The sequence below is a fragment of the Caenispirillum bisanense genome (assembly GCF_039523075.1).
Lineage (GTDB): Bacteria > Pseudomonadota > Alphaproteobacteria > Rhodospirillales > Rhodospirillaceae > Caenispirillum > Caenispirillum bisanense.
Window position 1 is genome coordinate 1 of sequence record NZ_BAAAEP010000059.1, and the last position, 25,984, is coordinate 25,984.

General features: G+C 71.7%; 33 protein-coding genes. 18 read left to right on the forward strand and 15 right to left on the reverse strand.

Annotated elements, in window-relative coordinates; all coding sequences use genetic code 11:
* Positions 1-171: 171 nt before the first annotated feature.
* The gene (locus ABD056_RS19530; RefSeq protein WP_343869534.1) at positions 172-627 is read right to left on the reverse strand and encodes a nucleoside deaminase; all 456 of its coding nucleotides are present in this window, start codon (positions 625-627) and stop codon (positions 172-174) included.
* Positions 628-710: 83 nt separating this feature from the next.
* Here ABD056_RS19530 and ABD056_RS19535 point away from each other — a divergent pair, with 83 nt between their 5' ends.
* From ABD056_RS19535 to ABD056_RS19555, 5 genes are all read left to right on the forward strand, one after another.
* Positions 711-1,427, forward strand: a complete 717-nt coding sequence (locus ABD056_RS19535) for a gamma-glutamyl-gamma-aminobutyrate hydrolase family protein (RefSeq protein ID WP_343869472.1) — start codon at positions 711-713, stop codon at positions 1,425-1,427.
* Positions 1,424-2,326, forward strand: coding sequence for a pseudouridine synthase (locus ABD056_RS19540; RefSeq protein ID WP_343869474.1), 903 nt, complete (start codon positions 1,424-1,426; stop codon positions 2,324-2,326). The genes ABD056_RS19535 and ABD056_RS19540 overlap by 4 nt, the downstream gene beginning before the upstream one ends.
* A complete protein-coding gene (rsmD, locus tag ABD056_RS19545; protein WP_343869476.1) occupies positions 2,326-2,886 on the forward strand; it encodes a 16S rRNA (guanine(966)-N(2))-methyltransferase RsmD in 561 nt (186 codons plus the stop codon). The genes ABD056_RS19540 and rsmD overlap by 1 nt, the downstream gene beginning before the upstream one ends.
* An 88-nt stretch (positions 2,887-2,974) precedes the next feature.
* Positions 2,975-3,613: a FecR family protein gene (locus tag ABD056_RS19550; RefSeq protein ID WP_343869479.1), complete on the forward strand. Its 639-nt coding sequence runs from the start codon at positions 2,975-2,977 to the stop codon at positions 3,611-3,613.
* A 20-nt stretch (positions 3,614-3,633) separates the two neighbouring features.
* Entirely contained in the window at positions 3,634-3,873 is a 240-nt protein-coding gene (locus ABD056_RS19555) for a hypothetical protein (RefSeq protein ID WP_343869481.1), read from the forward strand.
* 226 nt (positions 3,874-4,099) lie between these two features.
* Here the strand turns inward: ABD056_RS19555 and gloB are convergent, their stop codons facing one another.
* Together gloB and ABD056_RS19565 are read right to left on the reverse strand one after the other, a co-directional pair.
* Positions 4,100-4,870 (reverse strand): hydroxyacylglutathione hydrolase, encoded by a 771-nt coding sequence (gloB, locus tag ABD056_RS19560; protein WP_343869482.1) that lies wholly within the window; start codon positions 4,868-4,870, stop codon positions 4,100-4,102.
* Positions 4,871-4,918: 48 nt separating this feature from the next.
* On the reverse strand, positions 4,919-5,470 hold the full coding sequence (locus tag ABD056_RS19565; RefSeq protein WP_343869484.1) for a GNAT family N-acetyltransferase: 552 nt from the start codon (positions 5,468-5,470) through the stop codon (positions 4,919-4,921).
* 161 nt (positions 5,471-5,631) lie between these two features.
* On the opposite strand from ABD056_RS19565, the gene ABD056_RS19570 reads away from it, so the two are divergent.
* Together ABD056_RS19570 and ABD056_RS19575 are read left to right on the forward strand one after the other, a co-directional pair.
* On the forward strand, positions 5,632-5,925 hold the full coding sequence (locus tag ABD056_RS19570) for a hypothetical protein (RefSeq protein WP_343869485.1): 294 nt from the start codon (positions 5,632-5,634) through the stop codon (positions 5,923-5,925).
* Positions 5,926-5,997: 72 nt separating this feature from the next.
* Positions 5,998-6,774, forward strand: coding sequence for a class I SAM-dependent methyltransferase (locus ABD056_RS19575; protein WP_343869487.1), 777 nt, complete (start codon positions 5,998-6,000; stop codon positions 6,772-6,774).
* A gap of 381 nt (positions 6,775-7,155) precedes the next feature.
* On the opposite strand, the gene ABD056_RS19580 is transcribed toward ABD056_RS19575, so the two are convergent.
* Both ABD056_RS19580 and xseA read right to left on the reverse strand, forming a co-directional pair.
* Positions 7,156-7,995 carry a M23 family metallopeptidase gene (locus ABD056_RS19580; protein WP_343869489.1) on the reverse strand — a complete coding sequence of 280 codons (840 nt, stop codon included), beginning with the start codon at positions 7,993-7,995 and terminating at the stop codon, positions 7,156-7,158.
* On the reverse strand, positions 7,995-9,653 hold the full coding sequence (gene xseA, locus ABD056_RS19585) for an exodeoxyribonuclease VII large subunit (protein ID WP_343869491.1): 1,659 nt from the start codon (positions 9,651-9,653) through the stop codon (positions 7,995-7,997). The genes ABD056_RS19580 and xseA overlap by 1 nt, the downstream gene beginning before the upstream one ends.
* 64 nt (positions 9,654-9,717) lie before the next feature.
* On the opposite strand from xseA, the gene purD reads away from it, so the two are divergent.
* Positions 9,718-10,995, forward strand: coding sequence for a phosphoribosylamine--glycine ligase (purD, locus tag ABD056_RS19590; protein ID WP_343869493.1), 1,278 nt, complete (start codon positions 9,718-9,720; stop codon positions 10,993-10,995).
* Positions 10,996-11,050: 55 nt separating this feature from the next.
* Here the strand turns inward: purD and ABD056_RS19595 are convergent, their stop codons facing one another.
* The 5 genes from ABD056_RS19595 to ABD056_RS19615 all read right to left on the reverse strand — a co-directional run bounded on the left by ABD056_RS19595 (position 11,051) and on the right by ABD056_RS19615 (position 13,086).
* Complete coding sequence (locus ABD056_RS19595) at positions 11,051-11,569, reverse strand: hypothetical protein (protein WP_343869496.1); 519 nt, start codon at positions 11,567-11,569, stop codon at positions 11,051-11,053.
* A 3-nt stretch (positions 11,570-11,572) separates the two neighbouring features.
* Positions 11,573-11,938 carry a carboxymuconolactone decarboxylase family protein gene (locus tag ABD056_RS19600; protein ID WP_343869498.1) on the reverse strand — a complete coding sequence of 122 codons (366 nt, stop codon included), beginning with the start codon at positions 11,936-11,938 and terminating at the stop codon, positions 11,573-11,575.
* Positions 11,939-12,009: 71 nt separating this feature from the next.
* The gene (locus ABD056_RS19605) at positions 12,010-12,243 is read right to left on the reverse strand and encodes an FmdB family zinc ribbon protein (protein ID WP_343869500.1); all 234 of its coding nucleotides are present in this window, start codon (positions 12,241-12,243) and stop codon (positions 12,010-12,012) included.
* A gap of 92 nt (positions 12,244-12,335) precedes the next feature.
* Positions 12,336-12,665, reverse strand: a complete 330-nt coding sequence (locus ABD056_RS19610) for a nucleotidyltransferase family protein (RefSeq protein ID WP_343869503.1) — start codon at positions 12,663-12,665, stop codon at positions 12,336-12,338.
* Position 12,666: 1 nt separating this feature from the next.
* Positions 12,667-13,086: a HEPN domain-containing protein gene (locus ABD056_RS19615; protein WP_343869506.1), complete on the reverse strand. Its 420-nt coding sequence runs from the start codon at positions 13,084-13,086 to the stop codon at positions 12,667-12,669.
* Positions 13,087-13,233: 147 nt separating this feature from the next.
* Between ABD056_RS19615 and ABD056_RS19620 the strand changes: the two genes are divergently transcribed.
* On the forward strand, positions 13,234-13,716 hold the full coding sequence (locus tag ABD056_RS19620; RefSeq protein ID WP_343869507.1) for a hypothetical protein: 483 nt from the start codon (positions 13,234-13,236) through the stop codon (positions 13,714-13,716).
* 70 nt (positions 13,717-13,786) lie between these two features.
* The gene (locus ABD056_RS19625; protein ID WP_343869509.1) at positions 13,787-14,068 is read left to right on the forward strand and encodes a hypothetical protein; all 282 of its coding nucleotides are present in this window, start codon (positions 13,787-13,789) and stop codon (positions 14,066-14,068) included.
* Positions 14,069-14,161: 93 nt separating this feature from the next.
* Here the strand turns inward: ABD056_RS19625 and recQ are convergent, their stop codons facing one another.
* A complete protein-coding gene (recQ, locus tag ABD056_RS19630; protein WP_343869511.1) occupies positions 14,162-15,958 on the reverse strand; it encodes a DNA helicase RecQ in 1,797 nt (598 codons plus the stop codon).
* 66 nt (positions 15,959-16,024) lie between these two features.
* Positions 16,025-16,561 (reverse strand): TetR/AcrR family transcriptional regulator, encoded by a 537-nt coding sequence (locus ABD056_RS19635; protein ID WP_343869513.1) that lies wholly within the window; start codon positions 16,559-16,561, stop codon positions 16,025-16,027.
* An 84-nt stretch (positions 16,562-16,645) separates the two neighbouring features.
* Between ABD056_RS19635 and ABD056_RS19640 the strand changes: the two genes are divergently transcribed.
* From ABD056_RS19640 to ABD056_RS19660, 5 genes are all read left to right on the forward strand, one after another.
* The gene (locus ABD056_RS19640) at positions 16,646-18,151 is read left to right on the forward strand and encodes an MFS transporter (RefSeq protein WP_343869515.1); all 1,506 of its coding nucleotides are present in this window, start codon (positions 16,646-16,648) and stop codon (positions 18,149-18,151) included.
* A 120-nt stretch (positions 18,152-18,271) separates the two neighbouring features.
* On the forward strand, positions 18,272-19,684 hold the full coding sequence (locus tag ABD056_RS19645; RefSeq protein ID WP_343869517.1) for an aldehyde dehydrogenase family protein: 1,413 nt from the start codon (positions 18,272-18,274) through the stop codon (positions 19,682-19,684).
* A gap of 444 nt (positions 19,685-20,128) precedes the next feature.
* Positions 20,129-21,181, forward strand: coding sequence for a methionine ABC transporter ATP-binding protein (locus ABD056_RS19650; protein ID WP_343869536.1), 1,053 nt, complete (start codon positions 20,129-20,131; stop codon positions 21,179-21,181).
* On the forward strand, positions 21,150-21,824 hold the full coding sequence (locus ABD056_RS19655) for a methionine ABC transporter permease (RefSeq protein ID WP_343869519.1): 675 nt from the start codon (positions 21,150-21,152) through the stop codon (positions 21,822-21,824). The genes ABD056_RS19650 and ABD056_RS19655 overlap by 32 nt, the downstream gene beginning before the upstream one ends.
* Positions 21,824-22,615 carry a MetQ/NlpA family ABC transporter substrate-binding protein gene (locus ABD056_RS19660; RefSeq protein WP_343869521.1) on the forward strand — a complete coding sequence of 264 codons (792 nt, stop codon included), beginning with the start codon at positions 21,824-21,826 and terminating at the stop codon, positions 22,613-22,615. The genes ABD056_RS19655 and ABD056_RS19660 overlap by 1 nt, the downstream gene beginning before the upstream one ends.
* 80 nt (positions 22,616-22,695) lie before the next feature.
* Here the strand turns inward: ABD056_RS19660 and ABD056_RS19665 are convergent, their stop codons facing one another.
* The 3 genes from ABD056_RS19665 to ABD056_RS19675 all read right to left on the reverse strand — a co-directional run bounded on the left by ABD056_RS19665 (position 22,696) and on the right by ABD056_RS19675 (position 24,383).
* Positions 22,696-23,712, reverse strand: a complete 1,017-nt coding sequence (locus ABD056_RS19665) for an asparaginase (RefSeq protein ID WP_343869523.1) — start codon at positions 23,710-23,712, stop codon at positions 22,696-22,698.
* Positions 23,713-23,783: 71 nt separating this feature from the next.
* Positions 23,784-24,101 (reverse strand): hypothetical protein, encoded by a 318-nt coding sequence (locus tag ABD056_RS19670; protein ID WP_343869525.1) that lies wholly within the window; start codon positions 24,099-24,101, stop codon positions 23,784-23,786.
* 87 nt (positions 24,102-24,188) lie between these two features.
* Complete coding sequence (locus tag ABD056_RS19675; protein ID WP_343869528.1) at positions 24,189-24,383, reverse strand: DUF3553 domain-containing protein; 195 nt, start codon at positions 24,381-24,383, stop codon at positions 24,189-24,191.
* A 111-nt stretch (positions 24,384-24,494) separates the two neighbouring features.
* Between ABD056_RS19675 and ABD056_RS19680 the strand changes: the two genes are divergently transcribed.
* From ABD056_RS19680 to ABD056_RS19690, 3 genes are all read left to right on the forward strand, one after another.
* Positions 24,495-24,767, forward strand: coding sequence for a hypothetical protein (locus ABD056_RS19680; RefSeq protein WP_343869530.1), 273 nt, complete (start codon positions 24,495-24,497; stop codon positions 24,765-24,767).
* A 51-nt stretch (positions 24,768-24,818) separates the two neighbouring features.
* The gene (locus tag ABD056_RS19685; protein ID WP_343869538.1) at positions 24,819-25,133 is read left to right on the forward strand and encodes a histidine phosphotransferase family protein; all 315 of its coding nucleotides are present in this window, start codon (positions 24,819-24,821) and stop codon (positions 25,131-25,133) included.
* A gap of 222 nt (positions 25,134-25,355) precedes the next feature.
* On the forward strand, positions 25,356-25,984 hold a 629-nt coding region (locus ABD056_RS19690; protein ID WP_343869532.1), incomplete at its 3' end, for an Hpt domain-containing protein.

A 25,984-nucleotide genomic window follows, 5' to 3' on the forward strand; every position in this document is an offset into this window, starting at 1 on the left:
CATGAAAACCCGCCGCCCCTTCGTCCCGACTTGACGCCCGACACGGTATCTCAAGCGCCGGGCGCGGCCTTTGGCCGCTTGGCTCTCGCGGCATAAGCCGCGCGGCGCGGTCGCGCCGGCCAGCTTGCGGGGCAAGCTGGTGGGGGGCTCTACGGGTGAGGAAGGGCCGTGTCAGCGGCGGGCCTGGAAGAAGGCGCGCAGCAGGGCCGCCGCCCGCTGCTCGCCGATGCCGCCGTAGACCTCCGGGCGGTGGTGGCAGGTCGGGTGGTCGTAGATGCGGGGGCCGTGTTCCACCCCGCCGCCCTTGGGGTCGTAGGCCGCGAAGTACAGCCGGCGGATGCGGGCGAAGCCGATGGCCGTCGCGCACATGGGGCAGGGTTCCAGGGTGACATACAGGTCGCAGTCGGGCAGCCGCGGGTCGCCGCGCAGCGCGCAGGCGGCGCGGATCGCCAGCAGCTCGGCATGGGCGGTGGGGTCGGCTTCGGCCTCGGTGCGGTTGCCGGCGGCGGCCAGGATGCGGCCGCTGGCGGCTTCCACCACCACCGCGCCGATGGGCACCTCGCCCCGTGCCCCCGCCGCCTCGGCAGCGGCGAAGGCGGCGGCCATGAAGGGATTGCTGTCGCTCATGGCGCGAAGGTGCGGCGGCCGGCGGCGGGCGTCAAGCGGGGAACCCATTGCGCCCCTGTCGCCTCCGGCGTAAGTAAGGGGCCATGAACAAACGACCCGTGATCGGCATCCCGCTCGACAGCGAAAACGGCGGCGGCTATTCCGCGCTGCCCTGGTATGCCCTGCGCAAGAACTACTGCGAGGCCGTCGTGCGGGCCGGCGGCACGCCGATCCTGCTGCCGCACCATGCGGACCACGCCGAGCAGTACCTGTCCATGATCGACGGCCTGCTGGTGGCCGGCGGCGCCTTCGACGTCGACCCCGCCCTTTTCGGCGCCGCCGAGCGCCACGGCACGGTGACCCTGAAGGAAGGCCGCACCGATTTCGAGCTGGCCATCTGCAAGGGCGCCCATGCCCGCGGCATGCCCATCCTCGGCATCTGCGGCGGCCAGCAGTTGCTGGCGGTGATCCTCGGCTCCACCCTCATCCAGCACATCCCGGACGAGGTCGCCGACCCGCTGCCGCACGAACAGCCCAACCCGCGCACCGAGCCCGGCCACTCGGTCGCCGTCACCGAGGGCACGCTGCTGCACCGGGTCACCGGCCGGCGCGAGTTCCCGGTCAATTCCGCCCATCATCAGGCGGTGAAGACGGTGCCGGCGGGCCTGGTGGTCAATGCCGTCGCCCCCGACGGGGTGATCGAAGGCGTCGAGGACCCGGCGCATCCGTTCTGCCTCGGCGTCCAGTGGCACCCCGAGTATTCCATCAGCCCGGCCGACGACGCCATCCTGGCCGCTTTCGTGAAGGCCTGCGCCGCATGACCGACCGCGACGACACTCCCCCGCCCGCCGCCGGTGCCCCCGCCGCCGCGGCGGCCAAGCCCGACCGCATCGCCAAGTACCTGGCGCGGGCCGGCGTCGCCTCCCGCCGCGATGCCGAGAAGCTGATCGCCGAGCGCCGCGTCAAGGTCGACGGCCGCATCATCGACACGCCCGCCACCCTGGTCACCGGCGACGAGCAGATCCAGGTCGACGGCAAGCCGGTGCTGCCGCCGGAACCGGCCCGCCTGTGGCGCTACCACAAGCCGGCCGGCGTGGTGACGACGCACAAGGACCCCGAAGGCCGGCCTACGGTGTTCGAGAAGGTGTCCGACCGCCTGCCGCGCGTCATCTCCGTCGGGCGCCTGGACATCAACTCCGAGGGCCTGCTGCTGCTCACCAACGACGGCGAGCTGGCGCGCAAGCTGGAACACCCGTCCAACGGCTGGGTGCGCCGCTACCGCGTGCGCGTCCACGGCCAGGTGAAGCCGGAAGTGCTGGCGACGCTGGAGAAGGGCGTCACCGTCGATGGCGTCCACTACGGCCCCATCACCGCGACGCTGGACCGCCAGCAGGGCGCCAACGCCTGGGTCACGGTCGCCCTGACCGAGGGCAAGAACCGCGAGGTGCGCCGCGTGATGGAGCATCTCGGCTACTCCGTCACCCGCCTGCTGCGCATCTCCTACGGTCCCTTCCACCTGGGCCTGCTGGAGCGCGGCGTCATCGACGAAGTGCCGGCCAAGGTGCTGCGCGAGCAGCTGGGCGGCCAGAAGAAGCCGAAGCCCAAGGGCGAGGGCCACGCCGGCGGTACCGCCGTCGCCAAGCCGAAGAAGCGCATGCGCCCCTCCGCCGCCAAGGCCAAGGCGAAGCCCAACGCCGACCGGCGCGGGGGCCGCGGCTGATGCGCATCGTCGCCGGCACCTGGCGGGGCCGCAAGCTGGCGGCGCCGGAGGGGCGCGACGTCCGCCCCACCTCCGACCGCACCCGCGAGGCGATCTTCAACAAGCTCGCCCACGGGTGGGATGCCGACGACTTCACCCTGCACGGCGCCCGCGTGCTGGATGCCTTTGCCGGCACCGGGGCCCTGGGGCTGGAGGCGCTGTCGCGCGGCGGCGCCCACGTCACCTTCATGGATGCCAGCCCCGACTCGCTGCAGGTGCTGCATGCCAACGTGGAGGCGCTGGCGGCGCAGCGGCAGGTCTCCATCGTGCGCGGCGACGCCACCCGGCCGCCGCCGGCCCCCGAGGCCTGCCGGCTGGTGCTCATGGACCCGCCCTATGCCAGCGGCCTGGAAACCCCGGCCCTGACCGCCCTGGCGGCGCAGGGCTGGATCGCCCCGGGCGCGGTGGTGGTGGTGGAGATGCCGGCCGGCCGCGACATGGTGGTGCCGGCTGGCTTCACCGCCGTCGACACCCGCACCTACGGCCGCGCCCAGGTGAGCTTCCTGCGCTACCTCCCCTGAGGCGGCGGGCTCGCCGGCGGAGTGCTTCCTTTGCCGGCTGATCGGTCCTATCTGAACCGGGTGACCGTTGACGAAAGGACCAGCCGGCATGCGCCGTCTTCTTGCCGCCCTGCTCGTATCCCTGGCCGCCGCCGCGGCAGCGCCCCTGCCGGCCGCCCTTGCCGCCGCCGGTGACGAGGCGCCGCGGCCGGTGGGCATCGTCTCCCGCGTGCAGGGCGAGGCGGTGGCGCAGCGGGGCGAGACCTCGGCGGTGCTCGGTCCCAGCGCGCCGGTCGCCTGGCGCGACGGCCTGCGCACCGGCGCCGAGTCGCGGCTGCAGGTGGCGCTGCTCGACGAAGGCTCCCTGATCCTCGGGGAAAACGCCCATCTGGTGGTGGACGAACTGACGGTGGGCGAGGCCGACTCGCTGCTGCAGCTGACTGTCGACGGCGCTTTTCGCCTGCTGACGGGCGCGCTGCATCACCGCCCCGGCACCACCATCGTCACCCCGGTCGCCACCATCGGCATCCGCGGCACCGACGTCTGGGGCGGCCCCATCGACGGCGAGTACGGTGTCTTCGTGCTGTCGGGCGTGGTGGAGGTGACGACGCCGGGCGGCACCGTCACGCTCACCACCCCCGGCACCGGCACCACCATCACCTCCCCCGACGCTGCCCCCTCCGACCCCATCCCCTGGCCCGAAGACAAGATCGCCCGCGCCGTGGAAACGGTGACGTTCGGGCGGTGAGGGAGGGCGTGGTTGTTGGTATGATCAGGAAATCCTCTGTTCCGAGACGGGAGAGTGCGGTGTCGGAGTCTCCGAAGGCCTCGGGGCAGGCACAGCGCGCCAGGATGGTCGGCGTCCGGGTGCTCAGCAACGCCGAGGTGACGCAGAGCAACGCCGTCGAGGGCATCGTCCAGACGCCCGCGGCCCGCGCCCGGGCCGAAGCCTTCGACCGCGCCGGACTTTCCGCCGAGGAACGGTGCCGGGAAATCGCCAGGGTTTAACTGAGCACCAGCTTGCCGTGACCGCCCAGGTAACTCAGGCCGCCCCCGGAGGGGATAGCGTCCCCGCCGGGCGCCGCCGCCCTTGGTGTCCTTGGTGCCTTGGTGGCTAACCCGCCGCCCCGCCAGCCAGGATCGCAGCCGTATCCGCTGACCACCGACGACGCAGTGGGCACAGCGCCTTGGTGTCTTTGTGCCTTTGTGGTTCAAACCCCGCCCTATCCCCCCCTCAGAACCGGTCCTTCCGCCCCCGCACCTCCGCAAACACGGCCTCCGGGGAGGCGGCGGGGAGGCCGAGGTGGGCGGCGAGGGTGGGGTCGTCGGCGCGGAGGAAGGGGTTGGCCTGTTTCTCCTCCGCCAGGATCGACGGCACCGTCGGCAGGCCGGCGGCGCGCAGGCGCTCCACCTCGCGGCCGCGGGCCTTCAGCGCCTCGTTGTCGGGGTCGATGGAGAGGGCGAAGCGCAGGTTGCTTTCGGTGTATTCGTGGGCGCAGAACACGCGGGTGCCGTCGGGCAGGGCGCGCAGGGTCTGCAGCGAGGTCCAGAACTGCGGCGGCGTGCCCTCGAACATGCGGCCGCAGCCGAGCGAGAACAGGGTATCGCCGCAGAACAGGGCGCTGTCATCGGCGAAGTGATAGGCGATGTGACCCCGCGTATGGCCGGGCACGTCGAACACCGCCGCCGTCGCCGCCCCCAGCCGCACGGTGTCGCCCGTGCCCACCGCCTCGTCGAGGCCGGGGATGCGGTCGGCGTCGGCGCGCGGGCCGATGATGGTGCAGCCGGTGCGGGCCTTGATCTCCAGGTTGCCGCCCACATGGTCGCCGTGGTGGTGGGTGTTGAGGATATGGGTGATGCGCCAGCCCATGGCCTCGGCCCGCTGCAGCACCGGCTCGGCCTCCGCCGGGTCGACCACGGCGGTGCGGTCGGTTTCCGGCTCGTGGACGAGGTAGATGTAGTTGTCCGACAGCACGGGGATCTGGTCGATCACGAGGCGGGCCACGGGCGGTCTCCTTGGGGATCTTGGGGGAGAGGGGCGGCGGCGGTCAGCCTACCATCCGGCGGCGGCGGCCGTCAGCCGGTAGAGAACGTGCAGGCGCAGCGGATGGCCCGCCGGCAGGGCCGGATGCTCGAAGTCGGCGGCGGCGTCGCGGGTCATGCCGAGGCGCCGCATCACCGCCTGCGAGCGGGCATTGGCCGGCACGGTGAAAGCGACGATCTCCGCCAGGCCGCAGCGGCCGAAGCCCACCGCCAGCATGGCCCGCGCCGCCTCGCTGGCGTAGCCGTGGCCCCACCGGTCGCGCGCCAGCCGCCAGCCGATTTCCACCGCCGGCGCGAAGGGCATCTCCGGCCCCACCCGGCGCAGGCCGACGAAGCCGATGAACGGCGCCACGCCGGGCACCTCCACCGCCCAGAAGCCGATGCCGCTGTCGACGTCGGCGGCGGCGCGGATGCGGTCGGCCAGGGCATCGCTGTCGGCACGGTCGAGGGTGGCCGGGAAGTGCTCCATCACTGCCGGGTCGGCATTGAGGGCGGCGAAGGCCGGCAGGTCGTCATCGCGCCAGGGGCGGATGATCAGGCGTTCCGTTCGCGCGATGGTCATCGTATGCTCCTTGCGCCCCGCTGCCCTGCGGCGGGCGCGGTTGGGTTCGTCCGGCAGGCACCCATGTCATAGCCGCCATGAGTTTTCAACGCAGCCGGCGTGATCGGGCGCACTGCCAGGCTGCCGTCCCAGGCGTACAGTCCGTTGCGGAGGACACCGCCATGCTGACACAGAAGACGCTGCACACCCTGCGGGTCCGTGGCTTCACCGCCCACGAAATCCGCGAGATCGAGCATCTGGCCGAGGCTGCCCTGCACCACGACGGCGCCGGACGCCCCGATGCCCGCCGCTGCCGTCTGGCCGCCGAGCGGGTCAGCCATGCCGCCTGCGGCGGCGATCCGCTGGCGCTGAAGCTGGTGCCGCTGGTGCGCGAACGCCCTGGCGCCGGCCTCGACCCCGCCCTCGTCGATGCCTGCGCGGCGTTGGGCGAGCGGCTGCGGGCAGAGCTGCGCTGAGGGCCCCCGCTGACCGTGCTTCCGGCTCCTGCGCGACAGCCTCCCGACCCTCGTGGTAAGCTTCCTGCCGCGATGTGGACCGATATCGTAGACCTGCGCGATTTCTACGACAGCAGCCTGGGGCAGATGGCGCGCCGGCTGCTCAGCCGGCGGCTGCGCCAGCTGTGGCCCGATACCCGCGGCATGCGGGTGCTGGGGGTGGGCTTCGCGACGCCGTTCCTGCGCCCCTTCCTCGACGGCAGCGAGCGGGTGATGGCCGTCATGCCGCCGGCCCAGGGCGTGCTGCGCTGGCCGCAGGAAGGCCCCAACCGGGTGATGCTGGCCGACGAGACCGAACTGCCGCTGCCCGACAGCTCCATCGACCGCCTGATCATCGTCCACGGGCTGGAGCATACCGAGCACATGCGGGCGATGATGCGCGAATGCTGGCGAGTGCTGGCCGACGGCGGCCGCATGGCCATCGTCACCCCCAACCGGCGGGGCATCTGGGCGCGGCTGGAGCGCACGCCCTTCGGCACCGGCCGCCCCTATTCCGAACGCCAGCTGACCCGCCTGCTGCGCGACAACATGTTCACGCCGCTGGAGGTGACGGCGGCGCTCTACATGCCGCCGGTGCGCTGGCGCATGGCGCTGGCCTGGGCCAAGGCGGTGGAGGATCTGGCCGGGCGCTGGCGGTGGACCAACGCGGTGGCCGGCGTGCTGGTGGTGGAGGCGGCGAAGCAGATCTACGCCCTGCCGCACGACAAGGCCCCGGCCCGCCGCCGCGCCTACGCCGTCCTCCCCGGCTTCCGCCCCGCCACCGGCGGCCGCCCGGTCCGCCCGGCCATGCGCGAACGCCCGGGGGCGTGAGGCTGGTTCGGCGGCGGTTTTTCACCACCAAGGCACCAAGACACCAAGGCGCTGTGCCCACTGCGTCGTCGGCGGTCAGCGGATACGGCTGCGTTCCTGGCTGGCGGCGCGGCGGGTTAGCCACCAAGGCACCAAGTACACCAAGAGGCCGTGCCCACTGCGTCGCCGATGATCAGCGGATGGGGCTGCGAGTCTGGCCGGCAGTGCATTGACTTCGCGGCCGCAGGCCGCAGAACACTCCAGAGGCTCAGGATGGGGCGCAAGCGTGTCCGCCCGGCGCCGCTCTCTTGGTGTTCTTGGTGTCTTGGTGGCTAATCACCGCACCCCTTGGTGTCTTTGTGCCTTGGTGGTGAAAAACAGCCGCCCCCACCCCCGCCCTGCCTATTCCCCGACGCGGAACAGCAGCGGCAGGGCGGTTTCCGGGTCCAGGCGTTCGTCGAACCAGCTGAGGCCGAAGTGCAGGTGCGGGCCGGTGGCGCGGCCGGTGGCGCCGATGGCGCCGATCACCTGCCCAGGCTCCACCCGCTGGCCGACGCTGACGTCGAAGCGGCTGAGGTGGGCGTAGACCGACTGCAGGCCGAAGCCGTGGTCGATCATCACCGTCTTGCCGGTGAAGAACAGGTCGTCCTCCGCCAGCGAGACCTTCCCCGGCCCGGTCGCCACTACCGGCGTGCCTTCCGGCGCGGCGTAGTCGGTGCCGGAGTGGGGGCTGCGGGCCTCGCCGTTGAGGATGCGCTGGCTGCCGAACACGCCGGAGATGCGCGTTTCCCCCTGCACCGGCGCCACGAAGCCGCCGAACAGGTCGGGGTCGGGGCGGTCGGACTTGCGGACGGCGGCGATGCGGGCGTTCTCTTCGCGGATGCGCTCCTGCAGCTTGGGGTCGGGGGTGACCTTCTGCGGCGGCAGGCCGTCGATGCGCTGGATGTCCCACTGGCGCGGCGCCACCGTCAGGGCGGTGACGGTGCGGCGGCCGTCGGGAAATTCCTCCGCCAGTTCGGCGGCGGGCGGATGATCGCGGTTGAAGCCGATGACGAAGCGCCCCTGCGGATCGACCCGCACCGGCCGCCCGTCCAGGCTGACGCGGGCCCCCGGCTCGGTGCGGCCGACGACGAGGCCACCCTGTTCCGGCCGCCCGGTCAGGTCGGCGGCCAGGGCGGCGGCGGCGGGCAGCAGCAGGCCGAGGACGACGGCGGCCGTGGCGGCAAGCGGGCGCAAACGCATCAGAACAGACTCCCCTGGCGGCCCTGGAAGCGGGGCTCGGCGGCAACGGCGCGCTGGCTCTTGCGCGGCTTGAGCGGCTGGTCGTCCGACGACGGCGGTGGCGCCGGCGGCGCCGGGGGCGGCGCGGCATCGGCGGCGGTGTCGCCCACCGTCACCGCCACCCGCTGGTCATCGCGGAACTCCACCGACCATGCGGCGCCGGCCGGCACCCCGCGCGGATCGGCCACCACCTTGCCGGCGGCGTCGCGCACCAGGGCGAAGCCGCGGTTGAGCACGCTCTTGTGCGAGCAGCTTTCCAGCATGCGGCCCTCGCGCGCCAGATGGTCGTCGACGCGCCCGAGCAGGCGGTCGAGGTCGTCGCGCAGCAGCTTGCCGAGGCGCTCCACCTCGCGCCCGGACCGCTCCAGGTCGGCCCGCAGGGGCTCCGGCCGCAGGCGGGCGGCGGCGTGGGCGAGGGCGTTGGCGCGGTCAGCGAGGCGCTGGCGGGTGCAGCCGTCGAGGCTGCGGCCGCAGTTGTCCAGGTGCTGGGCGCGCAGGGCGATCAGGTCGCTCGGCTTGCGCACCCGGCCGCCGGCCTCGCGCACCCGGCCATCGAGGCCGTCGAGCAGGCGCGGCAGGGCGTTGGCGAGCCGTTCGCTGCGGTCATCCAGCCGCTGGGCGAAATCCTCCACCAGCCGCGGCAGGTCGGGCAGGCCGCGGGTGCCGGCCTCCAGCCGCATGCGGCGCTCGTCCAGCAGGCGGGTGGCAGCACCGTCGAGACGGCTGCCGCACTGGCGGATCTGCGCCGCCAGTTCCAGCCGCACCGGCACCGCCTTTTCCGCCGCGCCGGTGGGGGTGGGGGCGCGGAGGTCGGCGGCGTGGTCGATGAGGGTGGTGTCGGTCTCGTGCCCGACGGCGGAAATCAGCGGAATGACGCTGGCGGCGGCGGCGCGGACGACGATTTCCTCGTTGAAGGCCATCAGGTCTTCCAGGCTGCCGCCGCCGCGCGCCACGATCAGCAGGTCGGGCCGGGGAACGGGGCCGGAGCCGTCGGCCGGCATGGCGTTGAAGCCGTGGATGGCGTTGGCCACCTGCTCGGCCGCCGCCTCGCCCTGCACCGCCACCGGCCACAGCAGCACGTGGCGGGGGAAGCGGTCGGCGATGCGGTGGAGGATGTCGCGGATCACCGCCCCGGTGGGCGAGGTGACGACGCCGATCACCCGCGGCAGGAAGGGAATGGGCTTCTTGCGGGCGGGGTCGAACAGGCCTTCGGCGGCCAGCCGGCGGCGGCGTTCCTCCAGCATCTTCAGCAGGGCGCCTTCGCCTGCCAGTTCCATCGACTCGATGACGATCTGGTAGGAGGAGCGGCCGGGGTAGGTGGTCAGGCGGCCGGTGGCGATGACCTCCAGCCCTTCCTCCGGGCGCAGCGACAGCTTCATCATGCTGTTGCGCCAGATGATGCCGTCGATGACCGCCTGATCGTCCTTCAGCCGCAGATAGCAATGGCCGGAGCCGGCGACCTTCGGCTGGCTGATCTCGCCGCGCACCCGCACCAGCGGAAAGCTGTCCTCCACCGTGCGCTTGAGCGCGTTGGACAGTTCGGAGACGGTCATCTCCGGCACGTTGCGCGGCGGCTGGCGGGGCGGGCCGCCGGCGGGCGGGGAATAGGGGGTCGTCATGGCCCGAACTTATGCTAAAACGCCGCCCCAGTGAACGACCTATCGGGCGAGGAGGGCGACGGCGATGAAGGTCCTGGTGGTGGGCTCGGGCGGGCGCGAGCATGCGCTGTGCTGGAAGATCGCGCAGTCGCCGCTGTGCGAGAAGCTGTGGTGCGCCCCCGGCAACGCCGGCATCGCCCAGGTGGCGGAGTGCCTGCCCGGCCTGAAGGCGGAGGAAATCCCGGCGCTGGTGGCCTGGGCCAAGGCGCAGGCCATCGACCTGGTGGTGGTCGGGCCGGAAGCGCCGCTGGTGGCGGGTCTGGCCGATGCCCTGCGCGACGCCGGCATCAGCACCTTCGGGCCGAGCGCCGAGGCGGCGGAGTTGGAGGGCTCCAAGGGCTTCATGAAGGACGTGCTGGCCCGCCACGGCGTGCCGACGGCATGGTACGGCCGCTTCACCGACATCGACGACGCCAAGGCCTTCGTGCGCGAGAAGGGCGCCCCCATCGTGGTGAAGACCGACGGGCTGGCGGCCGGCAAGGGCGTCATCCTGTGCCAGACGGTGGCCGAGGCCGAGGCGGCGCTCGACCAGATGATGGGCGACAAGGTGTTCGGCGCCGCCGGCGACGAAGTGGTGATCGAGGAATTCCTGACCGGCGAGGAAGCCAGCTTCTTCGCCCTGGTTTCGGGCACCGACGTCATCCCGCTGGCCGCCGCCCAGGACCACAAGGCGGTGGGCGATGGCGACACCGGCCCCAACACCGGCGGCATGGGCGCCTATTCCCCGGCTCCGGTGGTGACGCCGGAGGTGCAGGCGCGGGTGATGCGCGAGTGCATCGTGCCCACCGTCGAAGGCATGGTGGCCGACGGCCGCCCCTATACCGGTGTGCTGTTCGCCGGCCTGATGATCGCGCCGGACGGCACCCCGAAGGTGCTGGAATACAACGTCCGCTTCGGCGACCCGGAATGCCAGGTGCTGATGATGCGGCTGGCGTCCGACCTGCTGCCGGTGCTGAAGGCGGCGGCCGACGGCCGGCTGGCGGACGTGTCGCTGGCGTGGAAGGACGAGGCGGCGCTGGTGGTGGTGATGGCCGCCAACGGCTACCCCGGCTCCTACGAGAAGGGCAGCGTCATCGGCGGCCTGGCGGCGGCGGGCGCGGTGCCCGGCGTCACCGTCTTCCATGCCGGCACGGCGGAGCAGGACGGCGCCGTGGTGGCGACCGGCGGCCGCGTGCTGGGCGTCACGGCGCTCGGGGCCGACGTGCGCGAGGCGCAGGCGCGGGCCTATCAGGCGGTGGATGCGCTGGATTGGCCGGGCGGATTCTGCCGCCGCGACATCGGCTGGCGGGCGGTGGGGCGCTGATGCGGCGCCCGAGACGGAGGCAGAGGCAGAGGGCCGGCGGCAGCGCCGGCCCTTGTCATTTGCAGGCGCGCGACAGCTTGATGCTGTCGTCGTCCAGCTCCGGCACCTGATCGAAGACGGCGGCGGAGCTGATGAGGTGCGGTCCGGCCACGCGCTTGACCACGTCCTCCACCCGCTTGCGGGCGGGGCCCTTCTTCTCGAACTGCTCGCGGGTCAGGCGGTTCTGGTAGAACTCGATGACCAGGGCGTCGAGGATGCGCGGCACCGCGTAGCAGGCGTCCATGCGCCGCTCCGGGTTGGGCTCCAGGCGGACCATGAGGCCGGTGTAGGTGGTGCGGCCGCGCTTTTCGTCCACCACCGGGATGAACAGCGGATCGAACAGGATGAACTGGCCCGACAGCGTATCCGCCTGATCGCGGCGGGGGCCGGTATCCTTCTTTTCCTTCTTTTCGGTCTCGCCCTCGTGTCCGCCGCCGGCGGCGGACACCAGCAGCGCGAACACCACCGCCGCCGCTGCGGCGGCGACACGGCGGCCGGGCGGGCCGCGGCGGGCGGCGGGGCGTCGCGTCGTCACCGATCAGCCGCCCGTCTTGGCGTCGATCTCGGCCTTCATCTGGTCGAAGGCCTCCATGGCGATGCCGCCGTAGACGGCCGACGGGCCGCCGCCCATGTACACGGCCATGCCCAGGGTCTCGGCGATTTCCTCGCGGGTGGCGCCGTAGCGGGCGGCGGCGCGGGCGTGGAAGGCGATGCAGCCGTCGCAGCGGATGGCGACGCTGATGCCGAGGGCGATCAGCTCCTTGGTCTTGGTGGAGAGCACGCCTTCGGCAGTGGCGGCCTTGGCCAGCCCGGAGAACGCCTGCATCACCTCGGGCGCGGCCTTGCGCAGCTCACCCATGGCGCCCGAAACGTCGGTCGCGAACTGGGGCCAATCCTTGTACATGCGACTCTCCTCATATTCTGTGCCGTTAGGCGGCACAGCATGACGGAGCGGCCGGCGCAAGGCAAGCGGGGCTAGATCCTGCCCTTGGTTTCGCTGCGGCTGTAGTTGCTGAAATGGCCTTCACGGGCGGCGGCCCGGCGACCGGCGGCGATGGTGCGGCCGCTCTTGAGGTCGGGGGCGGGGCGGGAGATCAGCTTGTCGAGCGTCACCGCGCCGCAGGCCGGGCAGGCGGGGGTATCGTCGCCGCGCACCAGGGTTTCGAACTCGTGGGCGCAGGCGGTGCAGCGGTAGGAAAACAGGGGCATGGCGCATCCTCGCGAATCGCTTCGTGGCACGGAAGTCGTCGCTGGGGGCCGCCACCACTCTACCACCGCCACCACCGCCAGGGCCAGGGGTGTCAGCCGGGGGCGGGCGGCAGCCCGTCCCACGATCCCCACAGCACCACGCCCTCCGCCAGCGCCTCGGCCACCGCTCCAGCGGGAGTCGCCGCCTGGGCCGGCGGAACCGCCAGCACGTCGACGCCGCGGCCGAGGTCGTCGAACAGGGCGCGGTCCAGGCTGTCGCGGCCGATCACCAGCAGGTCGATGTCGGAGAAGCCGTCGAAGTCGTTGCGGGCGACGGAGCCGAACAGCACCACCGCCGCCACCCCGGCCGGCGGCCGCTCCGCCAGCCGCTGGCGCAGGCGGGCGATCAGGTCCGCCCGCCGCCGGCCCCGGGCGGCGACCACCCTATTCATCGCCGGCCCCCAGCACCGCCGTCACCGCCGCCAGCACGGCCTGCGCGGTGGCGACGGCGCGGTCGGCCTGGGCCTTGCTCAGCATCTCGTAGGGCGCCGACAGGGCATCGCCGGTGGGATAGCGCGACAGGGTGTTGAACGCCGTCAGTTCGCCCAGGTCACCAAGGTCGGCGCCAGCATCCAGCAGGCCGAGGGCGCGGGCCTGCCGCGCCAGGACCAGCAGGTCGTGGGTGAACTCCGGCCGTTCCCCGGCGGCGAGGACGAGGGCCTTCAGCGCCTTCTCGGCCGCCTGCTGCGCCGCATAGGCAGCCCAGTCCCAGGCCGCGTGCCCGCAGGCGACGGCGGCATGGTCGAGATCGTGGCGGGCCTGGCGCAGCCAGGCGGCGGCCTTGCCCGTGAGGGGCGCTGACATGGTCTGGTCCTCCTGCCGCCACCTTACCGCAGGCAGGCGGGCGGCGGCGAGGGTGATCGTCCGGGGTAGGGGGTGCGGCTTCCGGGGAATGCCGCCGATGGAGTCGCGGCGGTAGGGTGATCGCCCGTGCCACTGTCTGCCGAGCCGATGAGCGAACCGTCCCCGCCGTCCTCCGTCGTGCCGCTGGTCAACCCGACGCCGGCCAAGCTGCGCTATGACGCCCGCTGGGCCTTCAACCTGGGCTACCGCGCCGCCGGGCAGCGCGGTGGCGAGGGGGCGGCGCTGACGCAGTATGCGCTCTATGCCGCCTACCGCAACTTCCTGCGCGCCTACCACGGCGATCCGCGCGTCGCCGGGCCGGCGGCGGCCTTCGTGCCGGAAGACCCGGAAACCTGGTTGCCGGCGGTGCTGCCGTTTTCCGGCCTGGCGCCGGAGACGGCGCGCGACGTCTTTGCCGACTTCCTGGCGTGGTGGATCTACGAGCCGCCCATCGAGGCCACCGCCATGCGCTTCCGCGCCGTGCTGCTGGAGGGGCTGAAGGCGATGGAGGCGGAGATCGGTCCGCGGGTGTGGGATCTGTGCCGCAACGATCCGCCGTGGCGGCGGGTGTTCGAGCCGTCGCCCTGGTGACCCTGGTCAAGCCGGCGACCCTGTGGCATGGTCCGCTGCCAGAGGGGATACCTGCCAGGGGGAAACGGCGATGCGGGCGGATCGGGCGACGGTGCGGGCGGTGATGATGGCGCTGGCCCTGGCAGGGCTGACGGCCTGCGCCGGCGGCAGCGGCCCCGGTGTCGCCACCGCCCTGCCGGAGGGCGGCAGCCCGTCGCCCTACACGGTGATCTACGGCGGTGCCGAGGCCGATGCCCAGGCCGCCGGGTACTGCGCCGCCTTTGGCCGCCTGCCGCAGCCGCTCGGCACCTTCGAGATGGATGGCCGCACCTTCAGCCGCTACGACTGCGTGCCGCTGGACGTGCGTTCCTGACGCGCCCCGGCGCGTGCGTTCCTGACGCGCCCCGGCGCGTGCGTTCCTGACGCGCCCCGGCGCGTGCGCTCCTGAGGCGCCGGCGCCGGCGCCTCAGCTTTCGTCCACCACCACCTGGATGATGTCCTCGCCGTAACGGGCGAGCTTCGACGCGCCGACGCCTTCGATGTCGGCCAGGTCGTCCATGTCCATGGGCCGGGCGCGGGCGATGGCCATCAGCGTCGCGTCGTGGAAGATGACGTAGGGCGGCACGCCCTGCGCGCGGGCCAGTTCCATGCGCTTGGCGCGCAGGGCCTGGAACAGCTTGTCGTCGGCCGGGTCGGTCAGCTGCGGCCGCGGCTTGCGGTCGGCGCGGCGATCCCCCTTGCCGCGGTCCTTGCGCAGGATCACCGTTTCCTCGCCGCGCAGCACCGGCCGGCAGCGGTCGGTGAGCACCAGGGCACCGTGGGCATCGGCATCCGACCGCACCAGACCGTAGGCGATCATCTGGCGGAAGACGGTGCGCCACTGCTCCTTGCCGAACTCGGTGCCGATGCCGAAGGTGGTGGTGGTGTCGTGGCCGAACTGCTTCACCTTATCGGTCAGGGTGCCCATCAGCACGTCGATCACATGCACGGCGCCGAACCGCTGGCCGGTGCGGTAGACGGCGGACAGCGCCTTGCGCACCACCTCGGTGGCGTCGTAGGTCTCCGGCGGGTCGAGGCAGGTGTCGCAGTTGCCGCAGGGCTCGCAGGTATCGCCGAAGTACTCCAGCAGCACCTGACGGCGGCATTTGGCCGTCTCGGCGTAGGCGAGCAGGGCGTCGACCTTGCGGCGCTCGATGCGCTTCTGTTCCTCGCCGCTTTCCGAGCCGTCGATCATCTGGTGCAGGCGCGCCACGTCCTGCATGCCGAACACCATCCAGGCGTTGGAGGCCAGGCCGTCGCGCCCGGCGCGCCCGGTTTCCTGGTAATAGGCCTCCAGGCTTTTCGGCAGGTCCAGGTGGGCGACGAAGCGCACGTCCGGCTTGTCGATGCCCATGCCGAAGGCGATGGTGGCGCAGACGATGAGGCCTTCTTCCTTCAGGAAGCGGTCCTGGTTCTCGAACCGCACCTCCTTCGGCAGGCCGGCGTGATAGGGCAGGGCGGTGAAGCCTTCGCTCGACAGCCACTGCGCCGTTTCCTCCACCTTCGCCCGCGACATGCAGTAGACGATGCCGCTGTCGCCGGCGTGCTCGCGCCTGATGAAGTCGAGCAGCTGGGTCTTGGCGTTGGTCTTGGCGCGGACGTGATAGCGGATGTTGGGGCGGTCGAAGCCGGCGATGAACTGGCGGCCGTCCTGCAGCGCCAGCCGCTCGACGATCTCCTTCCGCGTCGGGCCGTCGGCGGTGGCGGTGAGGGCAATGCGCGGCACGTGCGGAAAGCGGTCGTGCAGGGCGCGCAGCTGCAGGTACTCGGGCCGGAAGTCGTGGCCCCACTGGCTGACGCAGTGCGCCTCGTCGATGGCGAACAGGGCGAGGTCGACGTGGGCGAGGTTGGCGAGGCAGCCTTCGCCCATCAGCCGTTCCGGGGCGATGTAGACGAGGTCGATCTCGCCGGCCCGCATCTGCCGCTCCACCTCCTGCTGCTCGAAGCGGTCGAGGGTGGAGTTGAGCGCCGCCGCCTTGACGCCAAGCTGCTTCAGCGCCTCCACCTGATCCTGCATGAGGGCGATGAGCGGCGACACCACCACCGCCACGCCGGGCCGCACGAGGCCGGGGATCTGGTAGCACAGCGACTTGCCGCCGCCGGTCGGCATGATGACCAGGGCGTCACCGCCGCCGATGACGTGGCGGATGACGTCTTCCTGCATGCCGCGGAAGGAGTCGTAGCCGAAGACGCTGCGCAGGACGCTTCTGGGATCGGGCTGCATGGCGGCGGTTATACAGGCACCGGGGCGGCGGGAGGAAGGGGGAAGGGCGGGGCGCGTGCCGCCGGGTCAGTCCAGGGTGGCGGAGATGTCGGCCAGGATCGACGCCCATTCCGCCTCGTCAATGTCCATGAGGCCGAAGAAGCGCAGGGTGAAGGCGCCTTCGGTGGCGAAGAAGGCCAGCCGGGCGCGGCGCCCTTCCTCGGTGGTGGGGTCGAGGCCGGCCAGCCGCTCGCGGTACCAGCGGCGGGTGGAGTCGAGATGCTCCGGCGTCTGCAGCAGCACCGCCATGAGGCTGGCCGCCTTGGCGTTGGAGGCGTCGTCGGATTGCCGGGTCGCCTCCACATGCGCCCGTACCGCCGTCACCGGATCGGGATCGGCGCCGGCGATGCGCTCGAACTGCCGGTCGTAGCTCTGCCCCCACCGTTTGAACATGGCGTCCAGCAGGGCCTGCTTGGTGCCGAAGCTGTACTGCACGCCGCCCTTGGTGATGCCGGCAGCCTTGGCGAGGGCGTCGATGGTCAGCGCCGCCGCCCCTTGCGTGGTGACGATCTCCTCCGCCACGTCCAGCAGTGCTTCCGGATCGATTGTCTTCCTGCGGCCCATTCCCACCTCTTTCAATTCAATACGTATGTATTTATATAGGGCGACGGTGCCGTTCCGCACCCTGGCAACCCCTGAAGACCCGAAATGACCAGACCCTATCCGTATCTCCCCTGGCTTGTCCTGGCTGTCGTGTCGAGCGGGCTGCTGCTCATCGTCGTCGACATGACCGTGCTTTATCTGGCCCTGCCGAGCCTGACCCACGACCTGCACGCCTCCAGCACCCAGAAGCTGTGGATCGTCAGCGCCTATGCCCTGGCGGTGGCCGGTCTGTTGCCGACCATGGGGGCGCTGGGGGACCGTTTCGGGCACAAGCGGTTCTTCATCGCCGGGCTGGTGGTGTTCGGGCTGGCATCGCTGGCGGCGGCCTTCTCGCCCACGCCGGCGATCCTCATCGCCAGCCGGGCGGTGCTGGGCATCGGCGCCGCCATGATGATGCCGGCGACGCTCGCCATCATCCGCCATGTGTTCGAGGACCCGCGCGACCGCTCCGTCGCCATCGGCGTGTGGGCGGCCATCGCCTCCGGCGGGGCGGCGCTGGGGCCGGTGATCGGTGGCGTGCTGCTGGAGTCCTTCTGGTGGGGATCGGTGTTCCTGATCAACCTGCCGGTGGTGGCGGTGGCGCTGGTGGTCGGCGGGCTGATCATCCCGGCCGGAAAGGGCGACCCGACGCGGCGGTTCGATCTGGTCGCGGCGGTGCAGATCATGGTCGCCCTGGTGGGGATCACGCTCGCCATCAAGGAAGCCAGCAAGCCGTCGCCGTCGCTGCCGCTGGCGATGGCTGCCCTGGGGGTGGGCGTTGCCGCCGGCCTCGTCTTCGTGCGGCGGCAGCAGCGGTCGGAGGTGCCGATGCTGGACCTCGGCCTGTTCGCCAACCGTGTGTTCACCGCCGGGGTGATCGGCGCCCTGGTGGCCTCCGGCGCGCTCATGGGCATGGAACTGGTGGTCAGCCAGCGGATGCAGCTGGTCGCCGGCCTGTCGCCCCTCCAGGCCGGGTTTGCCATCCTGCCCCTTCCGCTGGCGGCCTTCGTCGCCGGGCCCCTGACCGGCGTGGTTCTGCCGCGCCTGGGGACCGAGCGCGTGCTGTGGGCGGCCCTGGCCCTGGCGGGCGTTGGCGTGTTCGGCTACCTGATCGGTCATCAGGCGGGGCTGGCGGTGCAGATCGTCACCTTCGCGGTCATCGGCGTCGCCATCGGCGGCGTGATGACGGCGGCGTCCAGCGCCATGCTGCTCAACGCTCCGGCGGAAAAGGCGGGGCTGGTGGCGTCGGTGGAGGAAGTGTCTTACGAGATGGGCGGATTGCTCGGCATCGCCGTGTTCGGCAGCCTGCTGTCGGCGATCTACACCGCGACCTTCGATCCGCCGGCCGCCCTGGCGGTGCCGGAGGCGGCGCGGGACGGCATCGATGCCGCCCTGATCATCGCCGAAACGGCGCCGGAGGCCATGGCGACGGGACTGGTCGCCCTGGCGCATGGTGCCTTCGACACCGCCTTCATGGTCGTGCTGACCGCCTCGGCGGCGCTGCTGCTGGCCGCTGCCGCCGTGATCGCGGCGCGGGCGCGGCGCCCGGCGGCCCCGGCCTCGCCGGCCTGAGCCCGGCGCCGGGGCCGGTGGGCAATTCCCGCACCGTCCGTCACGCGGAGCATTGAACCGCGCCGCCCGTTCATGGTGTGATCCGCCTCACGCGCCGCTGGGAGGGAGCCCGCACCACCGATGACCGCCGAACCCCTGACCACCCTGTCCGTCGTCTCCCCCGTCGATGGCTCCGTCTACATCGAGCGGCCGCTGGCCGACGAGCAGCAGATTGCCGAGGCGCTGACCCTCGCCCGCCTCGCCTGCGACCGCTGGGGGCGCGAGTCGGTGACCGAGCGGGTGGCGGTGGCGGCGCGGCTACTGGACCGGGTGAAGGGCGGCTATGCCCGCATCGCCGAAAGCCTCGCCTGGCAGGTGGGCACGCCGCTCGCCCAGGCGGAGCAGGAACTGCGCGATGCCGAGGATCTGGCCCGCACCATGATGGGCCTCGGCCCCCATGCCCTGGCCGACATCCACGGGCCGGAGGAACCGGGGGTGGAGCGATTCGTCCGCCGGGTCCCCCATGGCGTCGTCTTCGTCACCCTGCCGTGGGCGCAGCCGTGGCTGGTGGCGCTGACCGTCATGCTGCCGGCGCTGCTGGCCGGCAATGCCCTGGTGGTGCGGCCGAGCCCGCAGGCCCCGCTGGCGGCGGAGGTGATCGCCAAGGCCTTCCGCGAATCCGGCCTGCCCAAGGACGTGGTGCAGACCCTCCACCTGTCCGAGGCCGATGCCGCCCGCGTCGCCGGCGCGGTGGAGGTGGACATGGTGATCCACGCCGGCGAGCCGGACATGACCCGCTGGCTGGTGGCGGCGGTGTCGGCCCGCAGCCGCCCCATCGAGATCGTCGGCGCCGGGCTGGATGCCGCCTTTGCCCCCCGCGACCCCACCCTGCCGGCGGCGCCGCCCGCCATCGCCGGCGCCGCCTTCCGCGATGCCGGGCGCGGCTATGGCGCGGTGAAGCGCCTCTACGTCCATGCCGAGGCCCACGATCCGCTGGTGGACATGCTGGGGGATGCCGCCCGCGCGCTGGTGCTCGGCAGTCCGCTGAAGCCCGATACGACCCTCGGCCCGGTGGCGCGGCTGAGCGAGGCGGTCACCCTGCGCCAGCGCCTGCTGCAGGCCACCACCCGCGGCGCCACCGAGGCGGTGGACCCGGCCCTGTTCCTGCGCGACGACGGTGCCGGGCTTTACGTGGCGCCGCGGGTGGTGGTGCTGGGCGATGCCCCGGCCGCCGGCCTCGACCTGCTGGAGGAACCCACCCCTGGCCCGGTGGTGACGGTGGTGCGCGTCGGCTCCGACGAGGAAGCGGCGTCGCTCATCAACGACGGCGCCTATGGCCGTTCCGCTGCCCTGTGGACCCAGGACGCGCGGGAAGCGGCCCGCATCGCCCACGGCCTGCGGGTGGGGGCGGTGTTCCAGAACCAGTGCGGCGTGCTCGACGGCAACCTGGTATGGACCGGCACCAGCGCCAGCGGCGGCGGCGTGCTGCTGTCGCGCGCCTTCTACGAGCGCGTCACCCGCCCCATGACCCTCAACCTGCTGCACAAGGCCTGAGGATAATTTAACAGCGGAAAGCGCGTGTATTGGCGCGTATTCCATATTCGCATAGGTGGAATTGTTGACATCGGCGCCGCCATGCCCAATCTATGGCGGCAACGCCTGGGTCGGGCGAGACCGGCCCCGCGGCAATTTGACGAGAGCAGCTTGCGCCGCGTCACCAACCGCTAAAGCGCCACGACACGACGTTCGTGGTTCTCTCACCACCAGGTGGAAAGGAACCGCCCATGACCCGCACCGCCGCCTTCGCTGCCGCCCTGCGCCCGTCGTGTCCGTGCCGAATGCCGGCCTGATCGTTCCCGGTCGCCCTTCGCAGTTCCCGATCACGACCGCCGCCGCCCCGTGCCGCCGCCATGCCGGCGGGCCATGGGGCCGCCGTGGTCGCCCCAGGAGTAGGCAGACGTGTCCCACCCCTCCCCTCAGGCAGGGTCGCAGCCGGTCATCCGGCTGACCGACATCGTGAAGGTGTTCCCGTCCAAGGCGGGGCCTTCCACCGTGCTCGACGGCATCTCGCTGACCGTCGACCGCGGCGAGATCTTCGGCATCATCGGCCGCTCCGGCGCCGGCAAGTCGACGCTGGTGCGTTGCATCAACATGCTGGAGCGCCCGACCTCTGGCAGCGTGGTCGTCGACGGGCAGGAGATGACCGCCCTGTCCGACGCCGCCCTGCGCAAGGCGCGGCACCGCATCGGCATGGTGTTCCAGCACTTCAACCTGCTGTCCAGCCGCACGGTCTATGACAACGTCGCCTTCCCGCTGGAAATCGCCGGCCGCTCGCGCGAGGACATCCGCAAGGCGGTGGAGCCGCTGCTCGACATCGTCGGCCTGACCGACAAGCGCGACCGCTACCCGGCGCAGCTGTCGGGCGGCCAGAAGCAGCGCGTCGGCATCGCCCGCGCCCTGGCCGGCGACCCGTCGGTGCTGCTGTGCGACGAGGCGACCAGCGCGCTCGACCCGGAAACCACCCAGTCGATCCTGGCGCTGCTGAAGGACATCAACCGCCGCCTCGGCCTCACCATCGTGCTCATCACCCATGAGATGGCGGTGGTGAAGGAGATTGCCGACACGGTGGTGGTGCTCGACGCCGGGCGCATCGTCGAGCAGGGGCCGGTGTTCGACGTCTTCACCGCCCCGCGGTCGGAGGTGGCGCAGAGCTTCGTCGGCGACCTGCTGAACCACGACCTGCCGGCGCCGGTGGCAGCGCGGCTGGCGGCGGCTCCGGGCGCCGACACCAACCCGCTGCTGCGCATCACCTTCACCGGCCCGGCCGCCAACACCCCGGTGCTGGGGGAACTGATCGCCGGCAAGGGCCTGCAGGCCAACATCCTGCACGGCTCCATCGACTACATCCAGGACAAGCCCCACGGCGTGCTGACCGTCGAGGTGCTGAACGCCGCCGAGACGCTGGCGCCGGCCCTGGAATACCTGTCCGCCCACGGCCTGAAAGGGGAGATCGTCGGTCATGTCGCCGCAACTCGTCGCGCTGCTGCTTGATGCGCTGAAGGAAACCGCGGTGATGGTGGCCGTTTCCGGCGCCCTTGCCGCCATCGTCGGCATCCCGCTCGGGGTCATCCTGGTGACCACGGCGCGCGGCCACATCCTGCAGAACCTGGCGGTCAACCGGGTGCTGGGGGCGATCGTCAACGCCACCCGCTCCACCCCCTTCATCATCCTGATGGTGGCGATCATCCCGCTGACGCGCATGATCGTCGGCACCTCCATCGGCACCGCCGCCGCCATCGTGCCGCTGAGCATCGCCGCCATTCCCTTCGCCGCCCGGCTGGTGGAAACCTCGCTGCGCGAGGTCGACCACGGGCTGATCGAGGCCGCCCAGGCCATGGGCGCCTCCCCCTACCAGATCATCGCCAAGGTGCTGCTGCCGGAAGCGTGGCCGGGCATCGTGGCCAGCCTGACCATCACCCTGGTCAGCCTGATCGGCTATTCCGCCATGGCCGGCGCGGTCGGCGGCGGCGGCCTCGGCGACCTCGGCATCCGCTACGGCTACCAGCGCTTCCAGCCGGAGGTGATGCTGGCGGTGGTGGTGGTGCTGATCGTGCTGGTGCAGGCCGTGCAGACCTCGGGCGACCTGCTCGCCCGCAAGCTCAACAAGCGCAACATCTCCAAGGAGAAGGCCTGATGGTTTCGCGTACCCTCAAGACCGTGGCGGCTGGCGTCGTGGCCGCTGCCCTGGCGGTGTCGGCCGCCGCTGCCGAAACCCTCAAGGTCGGCGTCACCGGCGGCCCGCACGCCGAGATCATGGAACAGGTGAAGGCGGTGGCGGCCAAGGACGGCCTCGACCTGCAGGTCATCGAGTTCTCCGACTACGTGCTGCCCAACGCGGCGCTGAACGACGGCGACCTGCACGTCAACTCGTTCCAGCACCAGCCGTACCTGGACAACCAGATCCGCGACCGCGGCTACAAGATCGTCAGCGTGGCGAAGACGGTGATCTTCCCCATGGGCCTGTACTCGAAGAAGATCGGCGACCTGAAGGAGCTGGCCGAGGGCGCCACCGTCGCCATCCCCAACGACCCGACCAACGGCGGCCGCGCCCTGCTGCTGGTGCAGTCGGCCGGTCTGGTCACGCTCACCGACGGCGCCGGCCTGACGGCGACGCCGCTGGACGTGGCGGAGAACCCGAAGAAGGTCCGCTTCCAGGAACTGGACGCGGCGCAGCTGCCGCGCTCGCTGGACGACGTGGCGGTGGCGGCGGTGAACACCAACTACGCCATGAGCGCCGGCCTCGACCCGAAGAAGGACGCCATCTTCATCGAGAGCGCCGAAAGCCCTTACGCCAACGTCATCGCCGTGCGCGAGGCGGACAAGGACGCCGAGTGGGTGGCCAAGCTGGTGAAGGCCTACCACTCGCCGGAGGTGAAGCAGTTCATCGCCGACCGCTTCGGCGCCTCGGTGGTGACGGCTTGGTAACGGCCGCGCCTCTGCCGTGATGGAAACGCGAACCCCGCCCTTACGGCGGGGTTCGCTGTTTTTGGCAACTTGCACCGGGATCAGGCGGGCCAGCCGCCTTCCGGACGATAGGTGCCGGCGGGCAGGCCGCGCCAGCTGGTTTCGCGGAAGTAGGGCAGGTCGGTGAGCGCCTGCCAGGTGGCATCGTCCACCAGCTTCAGCGCCCGCATCACCACCGCCGTCATGGCATCGGCGGCGACCGAACTGCCGCTTTCCGCCTTGATGGCGAAGCCGATGCCGGTATCGGGGATGCAGCCGCCGTAGACGCCCTGGGCGCCGCGCTTCAGCAGCACCCGGCCGCCGGTGAGCACCATGGCATCGGTGTTGAAGGTCTGCGGCCCGGCCACCAGCTCCGGGTGGGCGGCCCAGGCGCGGCAGAGGCGGCGGGCGGCCTCCGCCCGGCCCGGCGGGAAGTGCCCGTCCGGGGCGGCGAAGCGGGCCATGGCGGTGGCGAGCCCGCGCAGCGGCATGGCGGCGGCGGGCAGGGAGCAGCCGTCGATCCCCACCGGCATGGCGCTTTCCGGGGTGCCGGTGGTCTCGGCATAGGTGGTCAGGATGCGCTGCTGCAGCGGGTGGTCGGCGCGGGAATAGCCTTGCGTCGGCAGGCCGAGGTGGCGGCACACCGTCAGCATGCCGGTGTGCTTGCCGGAGCAGTTGTTGTGCAGGGCGCTCGGCTCCGCATGGGCCGCGTGGATGGCCCGGGTGGCGGCGGCGTCATAGGGGGCGTGGGCGCCGCATTCCAGATCGTCGACCGTGCAGCCGATGCGCGCCAGCCACGCCGCCACCCGCTCCACATGCATGGGCAAGCCGTTGTGGGAGGCGCAGGCGAGCGCCAGTTCCTCGTCCGTCACGGCGAAGGCATCGGCGGCGCCGCTTTCCACCAGCGGCAGGGCTTGCAGCGGCTTGAGGGCGGAGCGCGGGAAGACCACGGCATCGGGGTCGTCGCCCCAGGCCCGCACGACGCTGCCGTCGGGGGTGCAGACGACGCCCATCATGGGGTGGCGGCTTTCCGCGACGTCGGCGCGGAAGAGGGTGATGGTCCGCTCGCTGGCGGTCATGGACGGATCCTCGGCAGGAACTGTTTGATCCGCCCTTGTAACAAAGGTTCCGCGTCGGCGGGAAGGGCCGCCTACGGATGCAGGCGGCGGTCCATGTGGCGCAGCAGGTCGTCGCGGGCGGCGATCATGCGGTCGATGTCGCCGCTCTCCAGCGCCTCGACGCTGCGGCGCAGCCGGCGGGCGGCGCCAAGGCAGCGGTGGCGGTGCTGGTCCAGGCGGGAGGCGAAGCCGCGCAGGTTGTCCTGCAACTCCTGCAACTGCGCCTCGGCGGCGCGGCAGGCGTCTACCTGCCCCTGGGCGAGGGCCTGCAGAGCATCGTTACGCTGGTGCAACGTCATCAGGTGGCGCTGCAGGCGCACGGCAGTGAGGTCGACGATCTCGCCCGGCATGGCAGGCCCTCCACAGCAGTCTCCGGTGTGCTGGCAACGCCCCTGGGGCGGCTGCGGCTCACCGTTCGAACGGCGCAGGTGCCGGCATCAATGGTGCGGCAGCACGGCCTCGTCCTCGGTCACCACCCGCAGGTCGACCACGCCGGTGTTGATGGTGCGCTTGCCGGCGTTCTCGAAATTCACCGTCACCCGCACCCCGACGGCGGACTGCACCTGGCCGATGCCCCACTCCGGCTCGCCGGGGTGGACGACGAAGACTCCCGGAACAAAGTCGGTGAACATGCCGTTTCTCCTCGATTCCTTGACCCGACCGGCGACGGCGTTACCCTCGTGGACCGGGTCCATTCCCTTCATGTAAGGGGCAACGTCACCATCGGGAGGGGGGTTGGTAAAATGAGTGACGATCCTGCCGGAACCATCGATCCGCTGGAGCTGGCGGCGCTGATCGCCACCCGCCTGTGCCACGACATGGCCGGGCCGGTGGGGGCGGTCGCCAACGGGGCGGAACTGATGGGCGGCGACCCCGCCATGGTGGATGCCGAGGCGCTGGAGCTGCTGTCGTCCAGCGCCGCCGGCGCGGCGGTGAAGCTGCGCACCCTGCGCGGCGCCTTCGGCATGGCCGGGGCGGTGGAGCCGGGCGACCTGCCGCGCCAGCTGGCCGCCTAGGCCGGGCCGCGCTGCACCCTGGCGCTGCCCGACCGCGACCGGCTGGCGGCGCTGGGGCCGGACCGGCTGCGGCTGCTGCTCAACCTTTGTCTGGTGGCGCTGGATGCCACCGTGGCGCCGACCACCCTGGCGGTGACCGCCGAGGCGGAGGCGGACGGCCTGCGCCTCGCCGCCGCCAGTACCGGACGGGGCACCCGGGCGGAGGCGGACCTGCCGGCGATTCTGGACGGATCGGCGGTCGGACTGGGCGCCCGCACGGTACAGGCATGGCTTGCCGGAACCTTGACGCGCCGGCTCGGCGGAAAGGTTCTGTTTACAGTTGAAGCTTCCGGTAGCACGGCCGCCGCGATACTCCCGCAGGACTGATTTTGCGGGCCCGTGACTACCCCGAAGTGCGCAATGAGTCCTTCTATGACTTGCCGAGAAGTGGTAGCGTGACCTCCGAAACGATGAGGCTGCGCCCAGTCCGCCTGCGTCCAGAAGGCCGGCGGCTGCAAGCCCGTGCGGCACGGATGCCGGCGGGCGGGGCGGTGAGGCCCAGGGTGCCGGGCGGCGATCCGAAGACCGCCGCGCAACGGGAGAGAGATGATGGACGACCTGCTCAGTGAATTCCTGACGGAGACCTCGGAAAGCCTCGCCACGCTGGACGTGGAGCTGGTCAACCTGGAGCAGAACCCCAACGACCGGGACATCCTCTCCAACATCTTCCGCCTCGTCCACACCATCAAGGGCACCTGCGGCTTCCTCGGCCTGCCGCGGCTGGAAAGCCTGGCGCACGCCGCCGAGAACGTGCTCGGCAAGTTCCGCGACGGCGAACTGGAAGTGACGCCGGCGGCGGTGACGCTGATCCTGGCCTCCATCGACCGCATCAAGGAAATCCTCAACCACCTGGAGCGCACCGAGCAGGAGCCCGAAGGCACCGACGAGGATCTCAAGACCCAGCTGAACGCCGCCGCCGAAGGCCGCCTGGAAGGCGCCGCCCGCCCGGCCACCGCCCCGCCGGCGCCGGAGCCCGAACCGGCCGCCGGTGGTCCGCTGCTGTCGGCCGGCGGCTTCCCGGTCGCCGCCGAACTGCTGGCCGAGGTGGAGGCCGCCCAGGCCAGCGGCAAGCGCGCCGCCACCGAGGAAGAACTGATGGCCGAAATGGCCGCCGAGATGGAGCGCGAGGCCGCCAAGGCCGCCGCCGCCGCCCTGGCCGCCGCCCTGGCGGCCGGGCT

Coding starts and splice junctions, on each gene's coding strand:
- ABD056_RS19530 (WP_343869534.1), bottom strand. CDS start 627: ATGAGCGACAGCAATCCCTTCATGGCCGCCGCCTTCGCCGCTGCCGAG.
- ABD056_RS19535 (WP_343869472.1), top strand. CDS start 711: ATGAACAAACGACCCGTGATCGGCATCCCGCTCGACAGCGAAAACGGC.
- ABD056_RS19540 (WP_343869474.1), top strand. CDS start 1,424: ATGACCGACCGCGACGACACTCCCCCGCCCGCCGCCGGTGCCCCCGCC.
- rsmD (WP_343869476.1), top strand. CDS start 2,326: ATGCGCATCGTCGCCGGCACCTGGCGGGGCCGCAAGCTGGCGGCGCCG.
- ABD056_RS19550 (WP_343869479.1), top strand. CDS start 2,975: ATGCGCCGTCTTCTTGCCGCCCTGCTCGTATCCCTGGCCGCCGCCGCG.
- ABD056_RS19555 (WP_343869481.1), top strand. CDS start 3,634: ATGATCAGGAAATCCTCTGTTCCGAGACGGGAGAGTGCGGTGTCGGAG.
- ABD056_RS19565 (WP_343869484.1), bottom strand. CDS start 5,470: ATGACCATCGCGCGAACGGAACGCCTGATCATCCGCCCCTGGCGCGAT.
- ABD056_RS19570 (WP_343869485.1), top strand. CDS start 5,632: ATGCTGACACAGAAGACGCTGCACACCCTGCGGGTCCGTGGCTTCACC.
- ABD056_RS19575 (WP_343869487.1), top strand. CDS start 5,998: ATGTGGACCGATATCGTAGACCTGCGCGATTTCTACGACAGCAGCCTG.
- ABD056_RS19580 (WP_343869489.1), bottom strand. CDS start 7,995: ATGCGTTTGCGCCCGCTTGCCGCCACGGCCGCCGTCGTCCTCGGCCTG.
- xseA (WP_343869491.1), bottom strand. CDS start 9,653: ATGACGACCCCCTATTCCCCGCCCGCCGGCGGCCCGCCCCGCCAGCCG.
- purD (WP_343869493.1), top strand. CDS start 9,718: ATGAAGGTCCTGGTGGTGGGCTCGGGCGGGCGCGAGCATGCGCTGTGC.
- ABD056_RS19600 (WP_343869498.1), bottom strand. CDS start 11,938: ATGTACAAGGATTGGCCCCAGTTCGCGACCGACGTTTCGGGCGCCATG.
- ABD056_RS19605 (WP_343869500.1), bottom strand. CDS start 12,243: ATGCCCCTGTTTTCCTACCGCTGCACCGCCTGCGCCCACGAGTTCGAA.
- ABD056_RS19615 (WP_343869506.1), bottom strand. CDS start 13,086: ATGTCAGCGCCCCTCACGGGCAAGGCCGCCGCCTGGCTGCGCCAGGCC.
- ABD056_RS19620 (WP_343869507.1), top strand. CDS start 13,234: ATGAGCGAACCGTCCCCGCCGTCCTCCGTCGTGCCGCTGGTCAACCCG.
- ABD056_RS19625 (WP_343869509.1), top strand. CDS start 13,787: ATGCGGGCGGATCGGGCGACGGTGCGGGCGGTGATGATGGCGCTGGCC.
- recQ (WP_343869511.1), bottom strand. CDS start 15,958: ATGCAGCCCGATCCCAGAAGCGTCCTGCGCAGCGTCTTCGGCTACGAC.
- ABD056_RS19635 (WP_343869513.1), bottom strand. CDS start 16,561: ATGGGCCGCAGGAAGACAATCGATCCGGAAGCACTGCTGGACGTGGCG.
- ABD056_RS19640 (WP_343869515.1), top strand. CDS start 16,646: ATGACCAGACCCTATCCGTATCTCCCCTGGCTTGTCCTGGCTGTCGTG.
- ABD056_RS19645 (WP_343869517.1), top strand. CDS start 18,272: ATGACCGCCGAACCCCTGACCACCCTGTCCGTCGTCTCCCCCGTCGAT.
- ABD056_RS19655 (WP_343869519.1), top strand. CDS start 21,150: ATGTCGCCGCAACTCGTCGCGCTGCTGCTTGATGCGCTGAAGGAAACC.
- ABD056_RS19660 (WP_343869521.1), top strand. CDS start 21,824: ATGGTTTCGCGTACCCTCAAGACCGTGGCGGCTGGCGTCGTGGCCGCT.
- ABD056_RS19665 (WP_343869523.1), bottom strand. CDS start 23,712: ATGACCGCCAGCGAGCGGACCATCACCCTCTTCCGCGCCGACGTCGCG.
- ABD056_RS19670 (WP_343869525.1), bottom strand. CDS start 24,101: ATGCCGGGCGAGATCGTCGACCTCACTGCCGTGCGCCTGCAGCGCCAC.
- ABD056_RS19675 (WP_343869528.1), bottom strand. CDS start 24,383: ATGTTCACCGACTTTGTTCCGGGAGTCTTCGTCGTCCACCCCGGCGAG.
- ABD056_RS19680 (WP_343869530.1), top strand. CDS start 24,495: ATGAGTGACGATCCTGCCGGAACCATCGATCCGCTGGAGCTGGCGGCG.